The following is a 24596-nucleotide window of genomic DNA, read 5'->3' on the forward strand; positions in this document are numbered from 1 at the left end:
CCCTACCTATAAAAACTATTATTTAATAATTTACTCTTTGTATATTCTCATTTCCGCAAATTCACCTTCACCAATAACATGAATTACGTATAATCCTGATTCTAAGGAACTTAAATCAAGCTGTAGAGTATTACCGGTATTAGTTTGAGGGTATTTTATTCTTTCTACTCCCTGCATGTCAATGATCCTTACGTCTACACTTTTTATGTTTGTTGTAAACTCTAACATCTGAATACTTTTTGCAGGGTTTGGAAAGGCATTAATATCTAAGAAATAATCATTCTGACTTGAGGCCATGTACTTAAAATAACCACCACAGTCCAAACTTTCAGTTTCTAAAAAGCCTTCTTTACACACACCATCTACTAATATACCTGATCCATATGTAGTAGAAGCCTCAGTTTCATATTCAACTCCATTTATGTTTATCTTATCTACTCTTAATCCAGTATATGGTTGTGGCCCATTTTCATTTACATATGTTATTTGTATTTGTTTAGGCTCTAAGTTTCCAACATGCTCATACACATACTCTTCAAAAATTGGATCATATACATTACCTCCTACACCAGTCCAGGTTTTTACAACTTGTCCATCAACTTTCAACTCCATTGTTTCATAACCAGATTTTCCAGCCGCAAAAATTGTAAGAACACTTATTTCAGGACTTTCATTACTCTGATCTACTTCCAAAACCTCAATATTATCAATATAATAAACTTCAGATCTAGCAGAGGTTTGGCCTTCAACAACTAACTGAAGTGTTGTACCTTTTATTCCTTCTTTTTCAAAATGATACCAATAATCATCTTTTATTAAATTTCCATTTTGCAAGAGAACGGGGTTTAGTTCCCCATCGTCAACTTTATAATAAAAATTTAAATAGTCTTTAGTTTCACCCGATGGTTCCAATTCCCCAGTTTCTTTGATATCAAAACTAATCTTTATGTTTTCTGCAGTAGAGATATCTATTTTACTACTAGTCCACTTTGTAGAATAAGTAGCTTTTGAAATTTGAATGTGCTCATTATGAACTCCATAAATCGCCTCAGTATCAGTATTTTCAAAGAACCAAGCTGTTTCATCATCTTGTTTTAATAGTTTATCAGCACCTAAAAAGTTTTCTACCCAAGGAATACTCTGTAAAACCACTTCATCAGTTTCGCTTTCAACACTTATATTATCAACATAGTAGGTCTCTGTCCAAGAAGATGTTTTACCTTCAATCATGATTTCTAATGTATCACCCTTAATTCCTTTCTCCTCTATATTAAACCAATGATCATCAATTGCTAAGTTTCCGTTTTGTAATAAAATCGGCTGCCAATCCTCTTTGTTTACTCTATAATAAATATAAAGAAAATCATGATCTTTAGCTTTTGATTCTAACCCTCCTTTTTCTTTAATGTCTATACTTATCTTTACGCTTTCTACGTCAGCAATATGTATAGGATAGCTTGCCCATTTTATTGGCCTTGCATTCGCCGAAATGTAGAGTGCTTCATCTTTTAAACCAAAACGATCATTTTGATTTTCTTTACTACTGCTAAAGAACCAAGCTGTTTCGTCTTGTTGTTGAAGTACTTCCTCTTTTACATTAAAATCTTCATTCCAAGGTATATGTTGGGCGAAACGCTCTACTTTATCTTCAGTTACTTTAATATTATCTACAAAGTAGCTTTCAGTATCTGTAGTTGTTCTGGCGCTAATAAATATTTGTAATTCATCGCCTCTAATATCGCTTTCCTCAAACTCATACCATTCATCTTCATTAGTGAAGCCTCCAAAATGATGCATAAGTTCTCTTACAGGTTGGTCATCTACTTTATAAGATACTTTAACATAATCACCTGTAGCAAGATCATTCTCCATCTTACCTTGATGTTTTAGAAGTAAGCTTAATTTAGCACTCTGCCCACTAATATTGATTGTTTCAGACTTCCAAGTAACATATCCATTGTCAGATTTTTTTGAAGTTTCTGATAACCAAAGCATTCCATCCTTCACTTCATACAATTCTTTACTATCACTTACTGTAGATTCTTCAAAATGCCAGGCAGTAATACCTTCATCATTTCTTACTCCATTAGATAAAGAAAAATCTTCATGCCAGCGAACTATCGCTTCGTCACTCTTTACCTGCTTAAGTGTAAAAGTATAGTCTTTTTCGCTTAATAACTCTCCTTCTCCATTTGCTTTACTATAAACTTTAACAAATACTGAATTATTACCAAGCTTAAAACTACCCTGAGTATTGTTTCCAAATAAATAATAGGGCGCATCATTGTCTACTTGATATTGTGAATTTCCTTCGTATTCAAATACTACACTACCTACATCGCCTTCAGCTTCAGCGAGTAAATCAAGTTCTTCAGGAGAAAGTAAAGACACATCAACTTCTCCAGCCTTGTTTTGATAAGTAGAAGTTGAAGTCTGTTTTTCTACCAAACTTAAACCAGTAATCTCTGCTTCAGGAATAGTACTACCAGTACTATATACTTCAATATTATCTACATAGTAAAACTCAGCATAATCACTGTTTTTAAACTTAATAGCAATTTGTAAGCTCTCCCCAATTATATTAGAGGTTTCTATTTTCATCTCACCCTTAGGTATACCGCCTAATACTTCTGTTAACAATTCTTCTTTACCATCTATAATAGTATAAACTTTTACATAGTCTGGTACAATTCTATTTTCAAGCTCTCCCTGTGAATATAAATTAAGAGAGAGATTGACTTGATGATCCTTTATGCGGATTTGCTCAGAGTACCAAACCCCTTCACCTACTGTACCTCTGGCCATAAGCTTCTGATTTTCTACTTTTAAAGCACCATTTGTACTCATATTTCCTCTATCAATTAACCATGCACTTCCATCACTGTACCCATTGTCATCTGTAGCTCCATTGCTAGTGGTAAATGTTTCTTTCCAAGGTAGACTTCCTGTGTTGGGAGCTGGTGCTTCGCTAATATTAGTCTGATATGCGCCTATATCAACTACTACCCCACTCTTCCATCCAATTGCTTTCGCTACGTCTTCTGGTAAAGGAGCCCCCGATTTAATAGCCAAAGAAGTAGAAGTTAACCTAAAATCTTCCTTTTCAGCATTAATGAAGAAAGGGTTACTTCCTCCTTGTATACCAAAGCCGTTTTGTTCATACCCCAATTTTTCTCTAAATTCTTTTATAGTCTCTAGACGTTGTTCGTCGTTACAACTATTGTCATTAATTTTCCAACGTACAGCTAGACTTGGGCTTCCTGGATTCGAGCGATAATATGCATTGTTATCTTGCTCTTTAATAGCTTCATCACTACACTTTTTCTTCTTCATGTGATAAAGAGCTGAAGGATAATCATCTACAAATGCTTCTGATAGTATATTGTTCTTAATTACTGTGTTGCGAGTGATATAAGGATCATTAGGATCTTTTTCATCGCCTCTTGTACTTTCAATGACATCAAGCGCCACCTCATTATTATGTAGCGTATTATTGTAAACCCTAACATCAGAAGCATTTGCAACGGATATGCCCACTCCTATATATTTATTACTTCTACCACTTTCTAATACTACATTACCAGCAATAATTACATCGTCAGAAATTTCACAGTGAATGCCGTTTCTAGTATTATTTTTAAGGTAATTATTTGCTAATATAGACCCATTACACTTTTCGTCTAGCCATAGACCATTTGCATCATTGTTCTCAAATAAGTTATTATAAACTTCTACTTCTTTTGCCCAGAGAATTTTCACTCCTGATGCTGACCAACTATTTCTGTTTAGTTTTTCTATATTATTATTTGAAAAACTATTACCTATAAGTTTTATACGGTCAGCATAAGACAACCCTCCTCCCTGGCAAGCATTATAAGCGAACAAGTTATTTTTTAATACTACATCACTGGCAAGTTGAACACGTATCCCTGCGGCACCATTCCATGTTGACTCGCTATTTTCAACTATAGCTGCCGGAGATCCGATAAAGATACCTGCATCTGCATAATGCATAAACTGCAGACCACGTATAATCACACCCGTTTCAGATAGTCCATAAGTATTCAGTCCCCACCATTCTGCACTTATCTCTACTTCTTTACCTGATGGATTACTTCCCAGGTAAACCATCTTATCATTATAATCCACATAAAATTTACCAGGTCCGAGCATAGCTATAGATTCTACTTGTTTCTGATAAACTCCATCTATAAATACCATATCTCTATGATCTGCCATCGGATTTTCTATGCCTACTGCTCTACCATCGTCATTATTAGGTTTACCATATAAATCATTCCACCTAACTCTCCATGTATTTCCTGACTCTTGCCAATCTTTAGCAACTTCACTACCTTTTAAAATAACATTTGCTCCAGGATAGGGCTGTATAATTATTTGTCTTTTAATTGTAGTACTATATTTACTAGTACGATAAATTCCATCTTTAAGAACCAATGTAGATCCTCTAGGTGCTTCTTTTAAAGCAGTAGCTAAAGAACAGGGCTTTCCCTCTGTGCATGGCGCTTTACCAGTTCCTGTGGGTGAAACAAAATATGCTCCTCCTGGTACCTCATAATTAGTTTTTTGAGGCCCATACTTTCCGCTTGGCTGTGCTATTAACAAACTAGACCAGCAGCATATAAGCAAACAGCTTATGGCCTTGCCAAATAACTCTAAAGTGAGTTTTTGCTTTAATAGTGTAAAGTTTTTATTCATAACCACTCATTTATTATTGTACTATTCCAATATCAAATGAGCTACCAACTTGTCGAGCTAGTTTTGTACTTTACACATATATATCATTAATGTAACTTATAATATTTGATCAACAAAGGACAAGACATTAGTGGTTTTATACAAATTACATACATAAATAAATATCACTATTACGTACATTTTAAATACTATAATATAGTATATGTAAAGAATATATACTAATACCAGACATTAGCATATATACTTCTTATTATTATATTACAATATGATGAATCTTAACCCTATATCAATTTCACATGTTCAAATGGTATATAATATGTTTTTTCAACATAAAAACACAAACCTTCCAATTGTATAAATTATGGATACACAAAAAAAAAGGTCAACCCATATGAGTTGACCTCCTCCGTAACTTATCATAACTATACATTAATCCTTTTGCAAACGTATAATTTGTAAATTCCCTAGCTCATCAATTATTCTCAGTAAATAAATTTTAGAAGGAAGGTGACCTAAATTTAAATTGATAGGGTGATCAGAACTAATATGATTTTTACTAAATACTTCGTTTCCTAGATAATCAGTTATTTGTATACTTATCTGCTCACCCATAGCCCCGTCTACAACTAGATTAAGATCATTAACAAAAGGATTAGGTGAAACACTTGCCTTCAAAGGGTTTTCAAGCTTAGTATCCACTCTAGAAGATGCCGAGCTTAATGAGTTTTCGTGGTTTCCTACGTAAACATCATCTATAAAGTAACTTTCAGAGGTAGTAGTCGTTCGGGCATGAACTATTACTTCTAAGCTACTCCCATTAATATTGCTACGTTCAAAAGTATACCATTTATTTTCATTCTCAAACCCTCCTTCTTGATTAAGGATTGGTTGTAAAGCTTGTCCATCAACCCTATAATAAACTTTAAGATAATCACCCATAAGCCCATCTTTTTCCATTTTTCCTTCGTGACTAACATTAATTCGTGCTTTTATTCCGGAAGCTCCTGAAATGTCAATCTTTTCTGACTGCCAAACAACATACCCTGTTGTATTTTGCGCAGAAGTTTCAGATAATCTCAATACTCCGTTTGATACTGAATAAGTAGGAGTTGAAGTATTAACTTTACCTTCATCCAACACCCAAGAAGTAGCCCCCTTATCACTTTTTGCACCATCGTTAAGCGAAAAGTTTTCTTCCCACATAACATTCATGCTTGAGTTGTTCCCCCCGCTGCTACCCTCAACATTGAAATTGATAGTCTTTTCATCTAGCAAAGTACCTTTTCCTCCAGACTCGCTATACGCCTTTATTGTTATGCTGTTTGAGCCAGTCTTAAATGACAGCTTACGATAACCACTACCATTACCCTGAAGAGCATATGGAGACGCTCCCTCTACCTGATAACGACTTGTTCCATTATAGTCAAATACTATGCTTCCTACTTTTCCGGAAATCTGTGCATTGATATTGAGATCTGAAGAAGGTAAGTCCGACAGACGAATTGTCTCACCATTTGTAATAGAGGTATACCCACTAACCTTTTGTTGGCTACTTTCTACCACTAGAGACATTCCTTCAATAATTTTTCCTTTTTGTGAGGGTACATTATTATCCCCACTGCTACCCTCAACATTGAAATTGATAGTCTTTTCATCTAGCAAAGTACCTTTTCCTCCAGACTCGCTATACGCCTTTATTGTTATGCTGTTTGAGCCAGTCTTAAATGACAGCTTACGATAACCACTACCATTACCCTGAAGAGCATATGGAGACGCTCCCTCTACCTGATAACGACTTGTTCCATTATAGTCAAATACTATGCTTCCTACTTTTCCGGAAATCTGTGCATTGATATTGAGATCTGAAGAAGGTAAGTCCGACAGACGAATTGTCTCACCATTTGTAATAGAGGTATACCCACTAACCTTTTGTTGGCTACTTTCTACCACTAGAGACATTCCTTCAATAACATTACTAGGTGTACTTACAGAAGAAGCTTCTATATTGATATTATCCACATAATAATTCTCAGTGTAGTCACTATTTTTGATTTTAAGAATAAGCTCTAATGCTTTCCCTTTAATATTAGAAGCAGTAATTTTTTTTCCATTACTACCTATAATGCCGTTAACCTCCGAGATCAACTTTTGAGTACCATCTATACGTGTATATACTTTAATATAATCTGAAGGATCTTCAAGATTTCCTTTTGAATACAGCATCAAAGATAAGCTTGCTGTTTTGCCCTCTATATCGATAGATTCTGATTTCCAAGTTCCTTCACCTGCTGCACCTCTAGCAACTAGTCTATTATCCTCCACTTTAAAAGCAGCATTGCTCGACATCGTTCCCCTGTCTAAATTCCATGCACTACCATCACTTAAACCATTATCAGATACCGCCCCATCATTTATAGAGAAAGTTTCTTTCCAAGGCAAACTTCCATTAGAAGGTTCTGGTGCAGGAGAAGGGCTTGAATTACCAGAACCTGTTTGGTATGCTCCTATATCCACTACCTTTCCACTATCCCAACCCAAGGCCTTAGCAATATCTGATGGGAGTGGTGCCCCTGCCTGAATAGCTAAAGATGATGACTTTAGTCTTAGATCATCGGCATTAGCGTTTAGAAAAAAAGGATTACTGCCGCCCTGAATACCAAAACCATTTTTCTCATACCCTAGTTTGCTCCTAAACTCTTGCACTGTTTCAAGACGTTGTTCATCATTACAACTATTATTATTAACCTTCCACCTCACCGCTAAACTTGGGTCACCAGCTTTGGAGCGATAGTAAGCATTATTATCTTGTTCTTTGATAGCATTATCACTACATTTTTGTTTCTTCATGTGGTATAATGCAGAAGGGTATTCATCTAAAAAAGCTTCTGACAATATGTTGTTTTTTACTACTACATCTCGTGTTATGTAAGGGTCGTTTGGATCTTTTTGATCTCCTCTGGTTCCTTCTACCACATCAAGTGCTAACTCATTGTTATGCAATGTATTGTTGTAAACTTTAGCACGAGAAGAGTTAGCAACTGATATTCCTTTTCCTAAAAATTTTGTACTCTTACCACTTTCAATCACTACATTACCAGCAATAATAACATCATTTGAAATTTCACAATGAATACCGTTTCTGGAGCTGTTTTTCACAAAATTGTTTACAACAATTCCTTTATTACTTCTTTCATCAAGCCACAGACCATTAGCATCATTATTCTCAAATAAGTTATTGTTTACCTCTACTCCTATTGAATGTAATATCTTTACTCCGGAGGCAGACCAACTATTACGATTGTAATCTTCAAAATTATTTTCAATAAACTTATTACCTATCAGCTTAATCCTATCAGCATATGACAATCCTCCACCCTGACAAGCATTGTATGCGAATAAATTGTTTTTTAAAACCACATCACTTGCATGCTGAACTCTTATCCCAGCTGCCCCATTCCACATTATTTCATTGTTTTCTATCACAGCACCAGGAGAACCAATAAATATACCTGCATCAGTGTAATGCATAAATTTTAAACCACGAATGGTAATTCCACTTTCTGCTACATCATAAGTATTAAACCCCCACCATTCAGCGCTAATTTCTACCTGTTTTCCAGATGGGTTGTTACCAATGTAAACCGTTTTACTTGAGTAGTCGATATAGAACTTTCCAGAACTAACCTGACTCTTAGAACTAACTTGTTTGAGCGGCTGGCCATCTACATATACCATATCACGGTGATCTGCCATTGGGTTGTCAGATATAGCGCGCCCATCATCATTATTAGGCTTTCCAAACAACTCGCTCCAGTATGCTTTCCAAGTATTCCCAGAAGCGATCCACCCCTTTTCTACTTCACTACCTTTAAGAATAACAGTAGCCCCTGGATAAGGTTGAATTGTCATCTTTCTACGTATAGTAGTATTGTATTTACTGGTACGGTAAATACCTTCTTTTAGAACAATAGTACCCCCACGAGGAACTTTTTGTAATGCTGTAGATAAAGAACAGGGATTACCTTCACTACAGGGTGCGCCACCTTTGCCATTAGGCGAAGCGAAATAAGCACCTCCGGGTACAGGATAGGTAGTGTTAGTAGGGCCATACTGTCCGCTAGGCTGGGCATTGCCTATAAGGGAAAAAAGCAGACAGCATATTAGTGTGATGGATGTTAAATAGTTTCGCGACTGTAAACTAGGGTTCATAGTAAATGTTTTATGAAGGATTACTTAAATATGCTAAGCATTTTTTACTCACCTTTCAAAAAACACTCCAAGCCTCTGCCATACAAACAAGATGTATTAAAGAAGTAAATTCTGGCAGCAAATTAATTCCAAAGAAAATTTACCACTCTTTTTCTCTTGGCTGATTTATAAATAATCTAGTGTTGTTACACTTATTAATCTATACTGACTTATTAATATGATAACACCTTATCAATTTGAAAAACAGGCGCTTGTAACATTTTCATGTGCATTTAAATCAAATAGACAAAAAAGCCTGTTGATATACATTAGGCTTGATTTAATATGATATTTCGCAGATAAGTTATTGCACTAATACAACTTACAATACAGTATTCGCAAATATATCTGAGTGCATCTACCGCTCACAGACATTTTCTATAGTATTACCGATGTGTTAATCAAAGACACTAACAAGTGATAAGCCTGTATAAGAGGCTTAAGAAACCAGCATAATCCCCCTTAAACGAGCCCTTAGACACTTTTTACCTGAATTTACTAAGCATCCTTATCATTTGCTTTTTGATAAAACAGGCATATTCCTAAAACTGATCTGGATAAAGCTATTTTGTACAAATCTCCAGTCCTCCACCAATAACAAAAGCCACTCCCTCAATGGAAATGGCTTTTGGCATGACTTTATATTTTTGCTTACAGCTTGATAAACTGTTTCTGGTATACTTTGCCTCGGGTTATGATCTGTACGACATACATGCCGCTACCGATCTCACCTAAATCAATCTCCAATCGGTCCAGATTAACCACATCAAGGTATTTGCTCTGACGAACAATTTGTCCGCTGGCACTGACAATACGCATCTCTAATGAATTGAGATCTTTCATATTAATCAGCTCTATATACAGGTCACTATCTACCAGAGGGTTAGGATAAACCCTGATCTCAGCACAGCCGGTACAAGCTCCGCCTTCTTCTCCCTCATCTTCTCCTGAAAGCTCATCTTCAATTCCTGGTTTGTTTACCCTGGCAGACGTATCACAACTTCCGGCATCTTCGCCTATACCAATAGGTGCCTGACCATCTTTCGTCAGGTACAGCTTATCCAGTATAGCACCATCTTCACGATAAGCAATGTCTATCGTATGTGTACTACCTGCGGTAAAGTTCAGGTTTAATACGCCTACCTCTCGCCAGGCAAAGCTTCCCGTGGCTGGCGTTATGCCCCATAGCTGCCAATTCCCTCCATCCAAACGTATCCAGAAGGAATCATCCGAAGAGCTAGGAACTATTACTCGCCCGTAAAGTCCATATTCACCTGCCTGGCTCACTGTAAATGTATAGCTTAGATGATCATTAGCCGAGCTGGAGGCTCCCGAATGAGCGTTATATCCGGGCTTAATGGTTACATAGCTTCCTGCTGAAGCATCAGCTGAACTCTCTACATTCCAGTTCGTTCCTACTATACCGCATTCAGCTTCTAACCAGATATCGCTGCTGCCAAAGCCCGCATCGTTCACCGTTACTACTACTCCATCACTGGCTTTGGCACCCTGGTCATCAGTCACTGTCAAGGTATAGGTAGTCGTGCCTACCGGTGCATCTAGCGTCGCTACCGCGGTGGTCGCCACCTCAGTACTGCCATCACTCCAGCTATAGCTTACAATGCTTCCATCACTGTCTACTGAATTGCTACCGTCCAGTGTAACGCTCTCTACATTGTTTCCATCACTATCGGTTACGGTAATGTCAGCACCTGCATCGGCTACTGGCAAGGCATTGCTGCCGCCTCCACAGCCAGGGGCCGCTTCGCCCAGGCCTTCCGGTACAGTGCCATTTGCAGTTAAGTATAGCTTATCTATAGCAGCGCCATCTTCACGATAAGCAAAATCTATCGTATGTATACTACCTGCGGTAAAGTTCAGGTTTAATACGCCTACCTCTCGCCAGGCAAAGCTTCCCGTGGCTGGCGTTATGCCCCATAGCTGCCAGCTTCCACCATCCAGTCGTACCCAGAAGGAATCATCCGAAGAGCTTGGAGCGATCACCCTGCCATACAAAGCATACGTACCACCTTCGTTAACTGTAAAACTATAACTTAAATGATCTGATACGGAGTTGGAAGCACCTCCCTGGGCATTCAGTCCCGCACGTATTGTTACATAGCTTCCTGCTGAAGCATCAGCTGAACTCTCTACATTCCAGTTCGTTCCTACTATACCGCATTCAGCTTCTAACCAGATATCGCTGCTGCCAAAGCCCGCATCGTTCACCGTTACTACTACTCCATCACTGGCTTTGGCACCCTGGTCATCAGTCACTGTCAAGGTATAGGTAGTCGTGCCTACCGGTGCATCTAGTGTCGCTACCGCGGTGGTCGCCACCTCAGTGCTGCCATCACTCCAGCTATAGCTTACAATGCTTCCATCACTGTCTACTGAATTGCTACCGTCCAGTGTAACGCTCTCTACATTGTTTCCATCACTATCGGTTACGGTAATGTCAGCACCTGCATCGGCTACTGGCAAGGCATTGCTGCCGCCTCCACAGCCAGGGGCCGCTTCGCCCAGGCCTTCCGGTACAGTGCCATTTGCAGTTAAGTATAGCTTATCTATAGCTGCACCATCTTCACGATAAGCAAAATCTATCGTATGTATACTACCTGCGGTAAAGTTCAGGTTTAATACGCCTACCTCTCGCCAGGCAAAGCTTCCCGTGGCTGGCGTTATGCCCCATAGCTGCCAGCTTCCACCATCCAGTCGTACCCAGAAGGAATCATCCGAAGAGCTTGGAGCGATCACCCTGCCATACAAAGCATACGTACCTCCTTCGGTAACTGTAAAACTATAACTTAAATGATCTGATACGGAGTTGGAAGCTCCTCCCTGAGCATTCAGTCCCGCACGTATTGTTACATAGCTGCCTGCTGAAGCATTAGCTGAACTCTCTACATTCCAGTTAGCTCCTACTATACCGCATTCGGCTTCCAGCCAGATGTCGCTGGCACCAAAGCTCGCATCGTTCACCGTTACTACTACACCATCACTGGCTTTGGCACCCTGGTCATCAGTGACTGTCAAGGTATAGGTAGTCGTGCCTACCGGTGCATCTAGTGTCGCTACCGCGGTGGTCGCCACCTCAGTACTGCCATCGCTCCAGCTATAGCTTACAATGCTTCCATCACTGTCTACTGAATTGCTACCGTCCAGTGTAACGCTCTCTACATTGTTTCCATCACTATCGGTTACCGTAATGTCGGTACCTGCATCGGCTACTGGCAAAGCATTGCTGCCGCCTCCACAGCCAGGGGCCGCTTCGCCCAGGCCTTCCGGTACAGTGCCATTTGCAGTTAAGTATAGCTTATCTATAGCAGCGCCATCTTCACGATAAGCAATGTCTATGGTATGTGTACTACCTGCGGCAAAGCTACCCGATAGCATGCTCAGCTCGCGCCAGGTGAAGCTACCACTTAGAGGGGAGATGTCAAACTGTTGCCAGCTGCCATTGTCCAGACGCATCCAAAAGGAATTGTCTGAGTTGTTCCCAGCTCTCACACGACCAAAAGCGACATAGTTACCACCATCAGTCACCGTAAAGGTATGGCTGATGTAGTCTTCTACTGAACCGGGAGCAGCAGTATAGCTATTCAAGCCTGCGCGTATGGTAGCATAGCTGCCGCCTGATGCATTCGTATCGTTTTCTACATTCCAGTTAGCACCTACTATACCGCATTCGGCTTCCAGCCAGATGTCTTCTGCCAGCGGCACTTCCTGTATATTAATCCTGAAGCTGCTCAGCTCGCTGTCTGTTACTACAATGCCATTAAGGTCGGTAGCGGTTACCTGTATATCCAGGCTTGCCGGCGCACCCACCGGTACGGTTCCTCTCACTTCTCCGGTGTTTTCATCAATAGAAATCCAACCAGGCAGCGGATTGCCATTGGTAAGTCGGGCAGTATAAGTAAACTCATTACCAGCATAGCCTCTGTCAAAGGCAGTAGTAGCATCGTAGACAAAAGTTTCTGCGGTAGCGGCAGTCATATCCTGAAGCGCAGTAGACACAAAAGGATCCGCCACGGGCTTGATGTTCATAAAGTACTGGATGTTATCATTCCAGTCGCAGTTGTTACTGCCTCCTCCACAGCCATTACCTACATAATCCTGCAATACGATATAGTGATTAGGAATAAGCTCTCCATCATAATTGTATACCTTATATATACGTATACCTAAAACTTCGTCTTCCAGATTGCCACTGGGGTTACCTCCGCTGCTTCGGTAGTCTGCTACCTGTATGCGGAAAGGTACACTTATACCCGATACTGCATCTCCGGCTATTACCGTATTGCTACGGTTGTTGTTAGTTTTAGGGAAAAGGCTCTGGTGCCAGCGTGTGCCGTAGGCATAGGCCAGGGTCTGGCCGCCATTACCGCTTACCCTATTGTCGGTGTTTACTTCTATCAGTTCGGTAGTCGCATTACCTACACCACGATAGGCTGCCAGTTGGAAAGCCCTTACCGGCTGAGAAGGGTCAGCTACTTCAAAAACCGAAGAAAGTATCAGGTCTCCATGTACGCCATTGTTTACATCTTCTGCCGTAGGGTGGTCTGAACTAGGCGTAGGATCGCCTCCGATTGAAGTTTTTACCCCTAAGGCCTTTAAAATTTCTACTACGCTTACTTCATACACACTTTCGGGATTGGTCATATAGTTACCAACCAGCACCACTTTATAGTTAGCGCCATTGTCTGCATTGGAGTGTATGGTAAGCTCCTGCTCGCGAGAGCCTTTTGGTCCACTCTCTTCTATAAACTCCAGTAATACATCAATATGATCATTAGGAGCAATACTTATAGGAAAGCTAACACTCGCATATGCTGTACCATCAATGCTATTAATGATAAACTCAGTCTCATCTGACATGCTAAAGCCATTGATTGTCAGAGCAGAGGTACCCGGATTATGGATACGCATCGTATTCGTATTGTGTATCAGAGACTCCTGATCACTAAAGTTGAAAGGATCGCGAGTATGCTGAAAGGCATATACACTATCTCCGGGGAAGCCAATCGTGGTACCGGGAATTTTGTTCATATTCTCCAGGCCGATCATAGCCCCGGAGGCGAACTCTACGCTAAATCTTCTGATAACCGTACTTTGGTTAGCCTCAGGAGAGTCATCCGTTCCGTTTACCACCAATGTATACTCACCGGGTTCATCTATAGTCCAGCTGTCATTGGCAGTACCTGTCTTGATGCTGGTACCGCTACCATCATATAAGGTATAGCTTATGCTCACCTGGCTGGCGCCGGTAGCGTTGGCAGAAGACGTCAGGCTTACATCCACCTGGTTCAGGTAGTTTTGCTGAAAATGGTCTCCGCTTAAGTTCGCCTGTATGCTGGGCGGTGCCAGGCTGGAATCCAGCGGTACTATGCTTACCGAATTAATTTTAGTATTGGTACCACCTTCCATAGCGGAGAGGTTAAGCACTCCATCAGTGACATGTACGGAGGCCGTAGCGGTAGCAAAACGCTGGGCAGAGCCATTAGCCCCTGAAGGCACAAACTGATCAATCAGGTTTACACCCTCCGCATTGATATGGTGCACGCTAGACGTTTCGTCTGCATCGCCTACCGATACCGTTACCTCATAAAAGCCATTCTCCAGCGCTACACCCCATATACCTTCTTCCGGAGTACCGTCCGTCCAGTTGGGGATATCGTTCCCCTGCATATGCATAAAGCTTGCCTGTAGTGTGTTGCTGGTAGTGCTACGGGTGCGGCCATTACCAGGGTTACTCAAATCCAGCGGACTACTGTTGTCGGTAGCCAGCCAGCCATAGGTAAACTGCCCCCCTCCCTGAGATACCGGACTGCGAACCCCATAAGGTTCTCCAAAATCTTTAAAGTAGCCCGAAGGTGTAGCACTGCTTTCATCCTGAAAGTTGATGTGCAGCTCACTGATAGGCTCTACATTTGAAGGCGGCACCGCCGGTTTAATCAATGTAATTTTACCATTACCTCCCTGAAAATCCTGGTACTCGGATACATACAGATTACCCGTTACTACATCTTCCACCACATCCAGCGGCTTGTTAAAACCTGCCAGGCTGGGAATATTATCTATCACATTAACAATATCATAGTCTGGGGCGTTGCCCGGCTCCATCACCACCAGCTTGCCAGGTACATACCAGACGTTGATCAGCTTACCGGCCAGGGCGCCATTAAAGGCATCACTCTTATATTCTATAATACCGTTGGGCGACTTGTTCTTACCCAGATCAGCAGAGTATCCTTTGTAGTCAGCATCCGGCTGCGTACCTTCAGGATATTCAGATACTACCGCTTCCGGCCAGTCGCTCGTACTACCAGGATTACCGGCATTAAGCACATATTCTGCACGGCGAGGGTTAGGGTGGCCATAGTAACCATCCTCCTCTACACGGAAGAGGAAGTCGTTCTGGGTAGTGATACCCGACACATAAGGGACCACCGGACCGCTGTACGACTGAAACTGCGGTTCGCGATAGTCAGTGCTGCCCGGATCTGAGCCCGGAGCATTGGCCAGACCGGCAGAGCCATTCGTAGGCACATATACCTGCCCGTTGCTGTGCCACTCCAGATCATACGCATTACGTACTCCGCTGGCATATATGCTGAGCGGGGCATTAACGGCATAAGGATTATAGCTACCACCTTCTTCTGTTTTGGCATCTATGGGCAGGCTCCCTGCGTCGGCCAGCGCAATATCCAACTTGAGCAAAGCGCCGGAGAGTAGCATCTCATGGCGGCGCCAGGCATTATCATAAGCCCCCATAGCAGAGTTAGAACCCTGCAATATATAAAGTGCGCCATCCGGGCCAAACTTAATACTATTGGTAACGTGGTCTTTTTTAGAGCGGGGCAGGTGTATCACGTAGTCGGTGATGTTCTGCAGGGCAGCACCATCCAGCTTACTGATTTTACCCTGAAAGTCAGGCTGGTCAGAGAAACCATATTTGGTATGAGATATCCATAGCTCAGGGTTTTCGGCGGTGGCATCAGGGGCAAAGTCCATCCCGATTACCAGTCGGTCGCCGCCCTCGGCATCCCGTATGGTAGTAATCAGCTCACCATTTTTGAGCAGGCCGGTAGTACGGTCTATCTCCCAGCGTCTGATAAAGCCATCGGAGGTAACGCCATATAGTTTTTCGTCAGGACCAATCTCCAGCGAGGTATATCCATTGCCACCGCTCGCTACGGTAGTGCTGTTTACAAACTCTATAGGCCCCGTATAAGATGATGAACCATCACCAGTAGTAAAGTAAGAGACAAAGGGGATAAAGGGCACATCGGTCTGGTCAGTCAAATTGGCCGTCACTTCAAATTTGTACTGGCTATTAGGCTCCAGCGGATCGTTAGGGGTAAGACTAATTACGTCAAAACCACCAGAAGTACCTATGGTAGAAAGCACATTTACTTCAGTCTCGCCTCCGGCAATCTCAGGATCGTTGACTATCTGGTACAGCCTTACATTAGAGTTGTTCAGGGTGGCAGGCTCTACCCCGGCATTCGGCAGGTAAAGGTTTAAGCTGCTTATGGTAGGCAGTAGCTCCACATCCGTAGCACCATCTTCTATATTTATACCCAGCACCTGGGGTTGGGTACTGTTGGCAGACTCGTCTATAACTACCGACATGATTTTGCTGTTATAGCCGCCACTGGCGTCCAGGGTAAGCTTACCATCATTTACTTTGATGATATCCATGCGGCTTTGCAGATTGATCTGCCCGATCTGCGCATCATAAGAAAGTACATTTTTGCCTTCTACATTAATATGGTGTTTGGTGCCGCTCAGGTTCTCGTTGGAGAGGTCTCCGGCAGTAATCGTTACTTCATAGTCGCCATTGGGCACCGCTATCTCCCATACTCCCTCCTGACTTACGCCACTGCTACCGCCTACATGATTGTACTGCATGTGCATGAGGGTGTTTTCCTGTAGCGTAAAGCCCGAACGATTACGGTTACGCCCATTGCCCACCAGGCTCAGAGGGGTGTGGCTACCGTCGGCACTCACCCAGCCATAGGTATAGCCGGAAGTGCGCAGGCCGTAAGCCTCACCAAAATCTTTTACCCAGGTGGCAGGGGTGGCACTACCCTCATCCTGAAAGTTGACCTGTACCGGAAAGCTCTGCACAAAGGCAGCGCTCACTTCCAGATTGGCAGTAAAGCTGGCCGTAGTGGCATTGGGGCCGCTGGCTGTTACTGTAGCCTGATACGTACCCTCGCTGAGACCGCTGGGGTCAAACTCAAATACAATCTCCGCCTCGGCGGTATTGTGGGTAGGGCTGCCGTTGAGCAGCTGCCCGTTTACCTTAAGCCAGCTTGGTACGCTACCGCCTTCACTCGCGCTCAGGCTGATATCTATAGGTGAAGGAACAAAATTAGTGGCCGAAATAAAGTTACTGGCCTCTTTGGAAGAGCCTCCTTCGGGTATGCTGACGCTCAGGCTGGCATCAGAAAACTCCAGGCTTTCTTCGCCTCCGCTGGTAGCAGGCAGTATTTCTACAGAATTGATTTTGGTATTTCTGGCATTGGTGCTAACAGGATCTATGGTTAGCTTACCATCCGTTACTTCTACGGTAACGCTGGCGGTACGAAAGCGAGAGGGGTCTCCTTCCGGCAGGCTGTTATCTACCGTAAACTCATTGATAGCGATAGCACCTTCTACATTAATATGGTGTATGGGTACTTCCGAAGCATTGGGCTCTGCCATAGGGTCGCCTACACTCAGCGTTACTTTATAAGAGCCATTAGGTACGGCTATCTCCCAGTATGCTTCGGTAGCGCGATTGCCGGTCCAGGCAGCAATATCATTACCCTGCATATAAACCAGGGTATTTTGCAGAGCAGATACTCCGCTAATATTACGGTTGCGCCCTACCCCATCGTCAGGGCTTGTCAGGTTTATAGGATTACCGCTGGCTACGCTCAGCCAGCCGTAGCTTTCGCCATTGGTCTGTAGCTGATAAGCCAGCCCATAGTCTACCAAATAATCTACCGGGGGCGTACTGGCCTGATCCTGGAAGTTAATTTTGGCACTAAATGTAGTGGACTGTGCGTGTACCCCTATCAGGGAAGCCAGCCAGCAGAAAAGCAACAAAAAATACCTGTAGAATACCTTCATATTATCTGATTGTGCATGAGTAAGCGGTCAATACTTTTGGAGCGCCCCACACCGCCTATATGGGACTGAATAGAACAAAAAATTAAAAAATTACTTACATTACGTAAATATCTAGCAATTTTAACGCTAATTAGATTATTTATCAAGCAGATTAAAAGTTTTTTGTGTTAACATTCGTTTAATGCAAAATTAATACTAAATAACCTAAAAGCTGATTTTAAGGCCTATTGCATTTTATCAATAAGCCGAGACATATTACACGAAAAAGTACTATGCGGCAGCAAAAAGCACATCATCAGGCGAAACTAAGGGCATATTTAAATACTTGCAAAGTATCTGAGATTTGCAGGAACTGTATTTTTTTAATATGCACTCTAATAACTACTTATTAATTTCTTTGTTTCGGAAGATTAGATCTTTGTTTTATACAAGATTTTTCTTTCCAAAATTAGTTCCATTATAGCAGTTTAACCCTTTGCCATTAGCTCTTTATACCTAATACATTAAGGCGTGTACTCATTATTAAAAAGAAGACTACTTAAGCCAGACGCGCAAAGCACTTAAGGCTCAGCAGTATAGACCTGAAGCAGAGGAAGCAGGGCCGCCAGGCTGGCACCCAGCAGGCTCCCCAAAGTATTGAGTATAATATCGTCCACATCAAAATTACCTACCCGACAAAGTATCTGTATGCTCTCTACCGAAAGGCTGATCAGGGCCGCTCCCCAGAAGGGCAAAGCCTTATACCCCAAGCGCTGCCGCAGATTGTATAGCAGTATACCCATAGGCACAAAGAGCAGAATGTTACCCCCAACGTTGAGAATAAGTGCTTGTGTATGCACCGCGGCATCCCGGTATATCGCATTATGAAAGTAGCGGGTAGTGGTTTCCAGGGGGATGGGATTGACATATCGGCGAATTGACGTATCCAGGCGGGATGCGCTGTTAAAAGGAAAGAAAAAAAGTATCCAGGCAGCGGCGGCCAGGTACAATACAATGCATAAGTAATATATACGTTTCTTCATCTGCTTTATATTAGGCGGTGTTAGTGCACCTACTGACTGACAAATATTATACCGACTAAAACTGATAGCTTATGCCTGCACTCAGGTTCTTATAATCGGACAGGCTAGCCTCCGTATGCAAACCTATGGCGCCCACTTGCACACTAAACCCCAGCCCCAGGCGCCACTGCCTATGAGGCAGGGACAAAGCCACAGGGTTAAGCTCATCATGAAAGAAGTATTCATAATAAGGCTCCTCTTCCTTAGCCCGAATATCCCTGCGTGGATACCTTCCATAGGTATTTATTATAGTGGAGCCAACATACCTGTTTACGCAAGCGTAGAACCTCCAATGTTTTACAGTTTTAGAAATATAAAGCTGCATTACATAGTTATTTGCCTTTACATCAAGTTTTTGTCCATCATACCATTCTTCTTTCTTTTGTTCTTCTGTTAGTACAGTAATATGACCATGGTGCCAGTACCAGGCCTGAGTTCTACTCAAGCTTGACCGAGCATACTGATGGCTATAGGTAAATAGAAAAGATAAGTGTATGCTTTGTTCTTCAAGAGGAGCTATTAGCGGGTTTAAGGATTGTAGAATTCCAACACCATACATATAGGTATAATAATCAGTATTCTCATAATCTATGTGGATACCGGGTAGCCCACGCAATAAAATGCTGCTGTATTTAAATACTCCTATTTGTGCTTGTATGGAAGGTTGTGGAATGAAAGATAACCCAAGCCCTTCAGGTAGGCTAAACTCTGTAAGGTACATCTCCTCTCCATCCTGAGGGCGGGCAGTAGTAACAACGATATGCTGTCCATTATGACTAGCCCCTAAGGCAGTAGGGGAAAGTGTTTTACCATTTTGGCTAGTATGCACATCAGGGCTTAATGCCAGTTGGTTGACATCAAAATATCTATCTTTTTGTGGTGTTAAGGAAACAGTAGTTTGAAGGCTGATATTAATTTTGCCAGAGGATATAGTATCATTAATTATTAGCCAGCCATTGCCCAGATTAGCTTGCGCCGCATTAGCTAAAGGGGATAAATAAGCCTGAGCTAAGTGACCCGCATTATCTCGCCCTCCCAGAATAAAAAAAGCTATCTCGCTCTGTGCCACACCTACTATCGGTAGCCAAAAAAAGGAAGTAAAAGTGAGTAGTATTTTTAACTTCAAGATTCATTATTTAAGGAGAACTGATGCACCGAAGCATAGCGCTCCTTTATCATCTTAGCAGGGTTTCCCACATAAATTTTAGCACCCGGCAAGTCTTTGTATACCGAACTCCGTGCACCTACTACCGCCCCTCTGCCAATGCGTATTCCGGGAGCTACATATACATCCGTGGCCAGCCAGCATTCATCTTCTATATGTATAGGCTTTTCGTATATATCAAAGTGAGGAGCACTATAATCATGAGAACCAGTGCAAATGTAAGAGCGCTGAGAGATAACTGTATTCTTTCCAATATGTATATTTCCTAAACTGTATAGCACTACTTCATCTCCAATCCAGCTATAGTCTCCAATCTCTACCTTCCAGGGATAAGTTACTGTACAACTAGGCCTGAGAATGACACCTTTACCTACTTTAGCCCCAAAAGAACGAAGCAACCACCTTCGCCAGCCATACATAAACTGGGGAGAAGGTTTAAATAAAATGTTTTGTACCAGCCACCAGACTTGTACCAGCACACCGGATTTACCTCTAAAATTTGGCGGGAGTTGAAATTTGTCCAGTTGTTGAAATTCTATCACATTTTTAAATATTGGTGGAAACATATAAATTTAGAATATATTTAATTTTCTAAATGATTAGTTACTAGAGTAAAAAAATGTTACTCTTTTTGCTAACTCTGGGTATAAGATATTAGCAATATGCTTTTGTCCAAGCTCGTTAAAATGTATGTTATCATCATAGAATTTCTCTTCAAGACCAGTATTAAGTTCTAATATATAGGGTATATCGTATTTATCTAGTAAATGGATAATAGTATCGTTAATATACTTTGTTTGCATAAGTTCTCCTCGTTCCGCATGTAGATATACCAAAAGCTCTATATTATGTTGCTTACAATAGTCTATAAAGAACTTCCATCCTGTATTGAATGGCTTAGATTCATCAGTTTCATTTGATAACTGCCTCTTCTTCTTTGTATTAAAAATAGGATCCACATATCGTGGAATCAAATATCTATCAAACAACTCGACTATCGCTAATGCATATTGCTGTTTTGGATGGTCTGGGCTAATACCTACCACTGGTTCAAAAGTCATATTATCGTAAGCATCGTGGCTACTAAATATCAGGCAAATCAATGAGGCTCCAAAGTTTCCATACTTGTTAATAAATGCAGCAGCATTATCAGGACCCCATGATTTTGCTGCCAGATTAAGTACACGTATTGGTTGGTGAAACTGATCAGAAAGTTTACTTTCCAAGATACTTGCTGCCAAGCTATCATGTGTTGTCATAACTCCACCATCAATTACAGAGTCTCCTATAAGTAAAATTCTTACACTATCCCTTTGGCTCAGAGGAGCACTTCGCATTGAATGCTCATTTACTAAAATATGATTTCCAAAACGCACTCTGTTTTGATCAGGAACATACATATACTCATATTGATCACTTGCATAATATAGTGGAGCGTTGCGGAATCCAACGAACCTTAAACCAATCTCAAAAGCACAAATCAATAATATTAAGAATAGGATAACTCTAATTCTCATAATAATGTATATTTAAATTGAATCAATACAAAACCATTCCTGCTCCTATTCCTAGCTACAATCTCTTATATACCCTTCAAAGCATGGTGTACGGATAATAAGTTCTGAAAATACTACCTATTCTTCTTTAACTCTTAAAGAACGAAGCAACCACCTTCGCCAGCCATACATAAACTGGGGAGAAGGTTTAAACAAAAGGTTTTGTACCAGCCACCAGACTTGTACCAGCACGCCGGACTTACCTCTAAAATTTGGCGGGAGTTGAAATTTGTCCGGTTGTTGATAAACTATTTCCTGATCTATAAGAAGGGTACGCATAAGCTTTAAGCTATTTTCTTTTTGAAATGTCTGAAATTATATAAGGACGAATATGCCAGACCAAGCCCAGCATGAGCCCTGTATTCCTGGACAAATCCCCCCAGTCTATACCTACATCAGCATTCATGGTAAGCATAGGACCTGCCTGATAAGTTAATTGCTGCAACGCATAGCCTTGGTTCTTATGAGGAGCTAAAATATCCTGACTATCCTTATTCGGATAATAGCGAGCAAAGCTTAGCAAAGTCTTTGTCTTGAGTTTAGGAAACGGACTTGCCAGCAAACCTAGATGAGCGGCAACTACTCTATTACCGGGCATATTATAGTTCATAGGATACTGCACTTCAGGGTTCCATTGCGGTGCTTCAATTTCTTCAAAGTACTTACTGGCTCGTGTTCGGTTGATAATCAGAGGAGAGCCAATTACCTGTTGCATATACTCCCAACCAGTCTGGTATACTCCATTGACATAATAATGATAAGGTTCTTTAGCCCCCTTAAAATTACTCATCTGCTTGGTATACAAAAACTCTAAGAGGACTGACTGTATAACACCTGTTCTGTTTTTATTATCTAATGATATACCTACTAATCTATCTATGTTTCTGAAGGTAATGCTGGTACCCGTTTCTATAGGAGTCTGGGTATAAAAGTGAAATAGAAAATACTCCCCTTCATAGAGTACCCCTCCATCTACCGAACCTCTTTGCATGCCTGCCCTATTTGGTCTTATATCAGGGTGAAACCTATGCACACTTCCATCATCCGCTTCTTTAACCAGTACTACATTCATAAAGCCCTGGAATGATCTATCCATTTTAAAAGTGTCACTTTCTATGCCTCCCCATATTCCATAGTGCTGTACTCCTCCATAAAGCATCAGCTTATTTTTACCTACCCTCAGGTGCAATGCCTTCTCATGTAGAAAAGCACGCTGCATTTGTCTTTCTTTTCCCATCCACCCGTGGCTAAACACACCTTTAAACTGTAGCCAGCCATTAGTAAATGGAACCTCTACATAATCGGAATTGGCAATACTAATCTTGGGAATAGGCAAGGCATTCTGGCTTATGCCTAATGAGCCACTGGAAAGTTCCTGATGTACCTCGCCAATGCTTTGCTCATACCGCCCGGCACGCAAAGCCCACTTCCCATAACTAAAGCGCATATAGGCCTGCTGCACGATATTGATTTTGAAATGTGCATTGTTATACACTGCCATACCATAATCTAAAGCCAGATAAGGCTTTGCCTTGATATACTTTCCAGAAGAATTGAATATATGCTGATTAGAAAAATACAGATAGCTGCTTACATCTGTTTTTTCTTCACTAATAGTTGCATACCTATTAGCAACCAACCATAGAGGTTGATAATCTTTTTGCGCCAGCGTAAAGTTAGTACCTATTTGTAGCTGAAGAGAATCCAGAAACTGTGCCTTAAGAAAAACAGGGCACAGACAGCATATTATCCATAAGGTTCTTTTAAGTACAAAAGACATCGCTGCTATGATTAAAGTATAAGATAAAATAGCGCTTTCAGACTGTAGATTTACTAAGTACAGACTCGTCCTGTACCTCAACAGAGGTATGATTATGTTGTATATGCTTTAATTCATACATCTTGGCATCTACCAAAAAGCGATACCAGCACCCCTGCAGAAAATGCCACATTAAGCCTGGCATACCATCCAGAAAGCCTAATAATAAAAAGTAACGATAAAAGAAGTAGAAGAAAGGCCTGACAAAGAGAGGAATTTTACTGTATACCTTTTCCTTAAGCCAGCGCTTACGGGAGTACTGCTCGCCCCTTAGAGTAACCTCCACATTCTGTGCAGAAGTTGTCTTCTGCTGTATGTTAATCAAATCTTTAAGCTCGCGGCTGGCGTAATTGTTATGCTTAGTAATCCACCAGCTCAGGTCGTTCAGGTTATGATCTACCATATCATATGTCATACTTTCCAGCTCACCCTCCTCCAGCACTACATGTTCATCCATCCAGCGTTCTTCTACCTTAGCTTTACCCGTACGCCATATTCTGAGCAAACGATGAGGATACCAGCCTCCATGCTTTATCCAACGATTCATAAAATACACCCTCCTTTTAATGATAAAGCCTCCGGTAGCTGCATTAGTTACAGGCAAGCTCTCATTAATTTCTGCAATAAGCTCTTCAGTCAGATACTCATCGCAATCCATACGCATAGTCCATTCGGTATTGATAGGGAGTTGCTCTAGCGCCCAGTTAAACTGCGTAGCATGATTAGTCCATGGGTTCTGATACACTGCTGCGCCCAAAGCTTCAGCAATTTCACAGGTTCTATCGCTAGAGTAGCTATCTACTATATAGATTTGAGAGCTAATACGCTGTAAGTTACGTATACAGCGCTCTATATGCTTCTCTTCATTATAGGTTAGGATGATAATGCTAAGCGAATTCATATTA

At 41.4% G+C, this 24596-nt stretch carries 10 protein-coding genes; all 10 read right to left on the reverse strand.

What is annotated here, in order from left to right:
* Positions 1 to 30: 30 nt before the first annotated feature.
* The gene (locus PZB74_RS04150; protein ID WP_302241028.1) at positions 31 to 4719 is read right to left on the reverse strand and encodes a right-handed parallel beta-helix repeat-containing protein; all 4689 of its coding nucleotides are present in this window, start codon (positions 4717 to 4719) and stop codon (positions 31 to 33) included.
* A gap of 429 nt (positions 4720 to 5148) precedes the next feature.
* On the reverse strand, positions 5149 to 8928 hold the full coding sequence (locus tag PZB74_RS04155; protein ID WP_302241029.1) for a right-handed parallel beta-helix repeat-containing protein: 3780 nt from the start codon (positions 8926 to 8928) through the stop codon (positions 5149 to 5151).
* Positions 8929 to 9618: 690 nt separating this feature from the next.
* Positions 9619 to 18090: a PKD domain-containing protein gene (locus PZB74_RS04160; protein WP_302241031.1), complete on the reverse strand. Its 8472-nt coding sequence runs from the start codon at positions 18088 to 18090 to the stop codon at positions 9619 to 9621.
* A gap of 560 nt (positions 18091 to 18650) precedes the next feature.
* Entirely contained in the window at positions 18651 to 19112 is a 462-nt protein-coding gene (locus tag PZB74_RS04165; RefSeq protein WP_302241032.1) for a VanZ family protein, read from the reverse strand.
* Between the two features lie 55 nt (positions 19113 to 19167).
* Entirely contained in the window at positions 19168 to 20277 is a 1110-nt protein-coding gene (locus PZB74_RS04170; RefSeq protein ID WP_302241034.1) for a DUF6588 family protein, read from the reverse strand.
* Complete coding sequence (locus PZB74_RS04175; RefSeq protein WP_302241035.1) at positions 20274 to 20858, reverse strand: putative colanic acid biosynthesis acetyltransferase; 585 nt, start codon at positions 20856 to 20858, stop codon at positions 20274 to 20276. Before PZB74_RS04175 ends, PZB74_RS04170 begins: the two co-directional genes overlap by 4 nt.
* A gap of 57 nt (positions 20859 to 20915) precedes the next feature.
* A complete protein-coding gene (locus tag PZB74_RS04180) occupies positions 20916 to 21833 on the reverse strand; it encodes an SGNH/GDSL hydrolase family protein (protein ID WP_302241037.1) in 918 nt (305 codons plus the stop codon).
* A 117-nt stretch (positions 21834 to 21950) separates the two neighbouring features.
* Positions 21951 to 22151 (reverse strand): LbetaH domain-containing protein, encoded by a 201-nt coding sequence (locus tag PZB74_RS04185; RefSeq protein ID WP_302241038.1) that lies wholly within the window; start codon positions 22149 to 22151, stop codon positions 21951 to 21953.
* A 10-nt stretch (positions 22152 to 22161) separates the two neighbouring features.
* Entirely contained in the window at positions 22162 to 23652 is a 1491-nt protein-coding gene (locus tag PZB74_RS04190; RefSeq protein WP_302241039.1) for a capsule assembly Wzi family protein, read from the reverse strand.
* A gap of 37 nt (positions 23653 to 23689) precedes the next feature.
* On the reverse strand, positions 23690 to 24592 hold the full coding sequence (locus PZB74_RS04195) for a glycosyltransferase family 2 protein (RefSeq protein WP_302241040.1): 903 nt from the start codon (positions 24590 to 24592) through the stop codon (positions 23690 to 23692).
* Between the last annotated feature and the right edge of the window lie 4 nt (positions 24593 to 24596).

The sequence above is a fragment of the Porifericola rhodea genome (assembly GCF_030506305.1).
Classification (GTDB): Bacteria; Bacteroidota; Bacteroidia; order Cytophagales; family Cyclobacteriaceae; genus Catalinimonas; species Catalinimonas rhodea.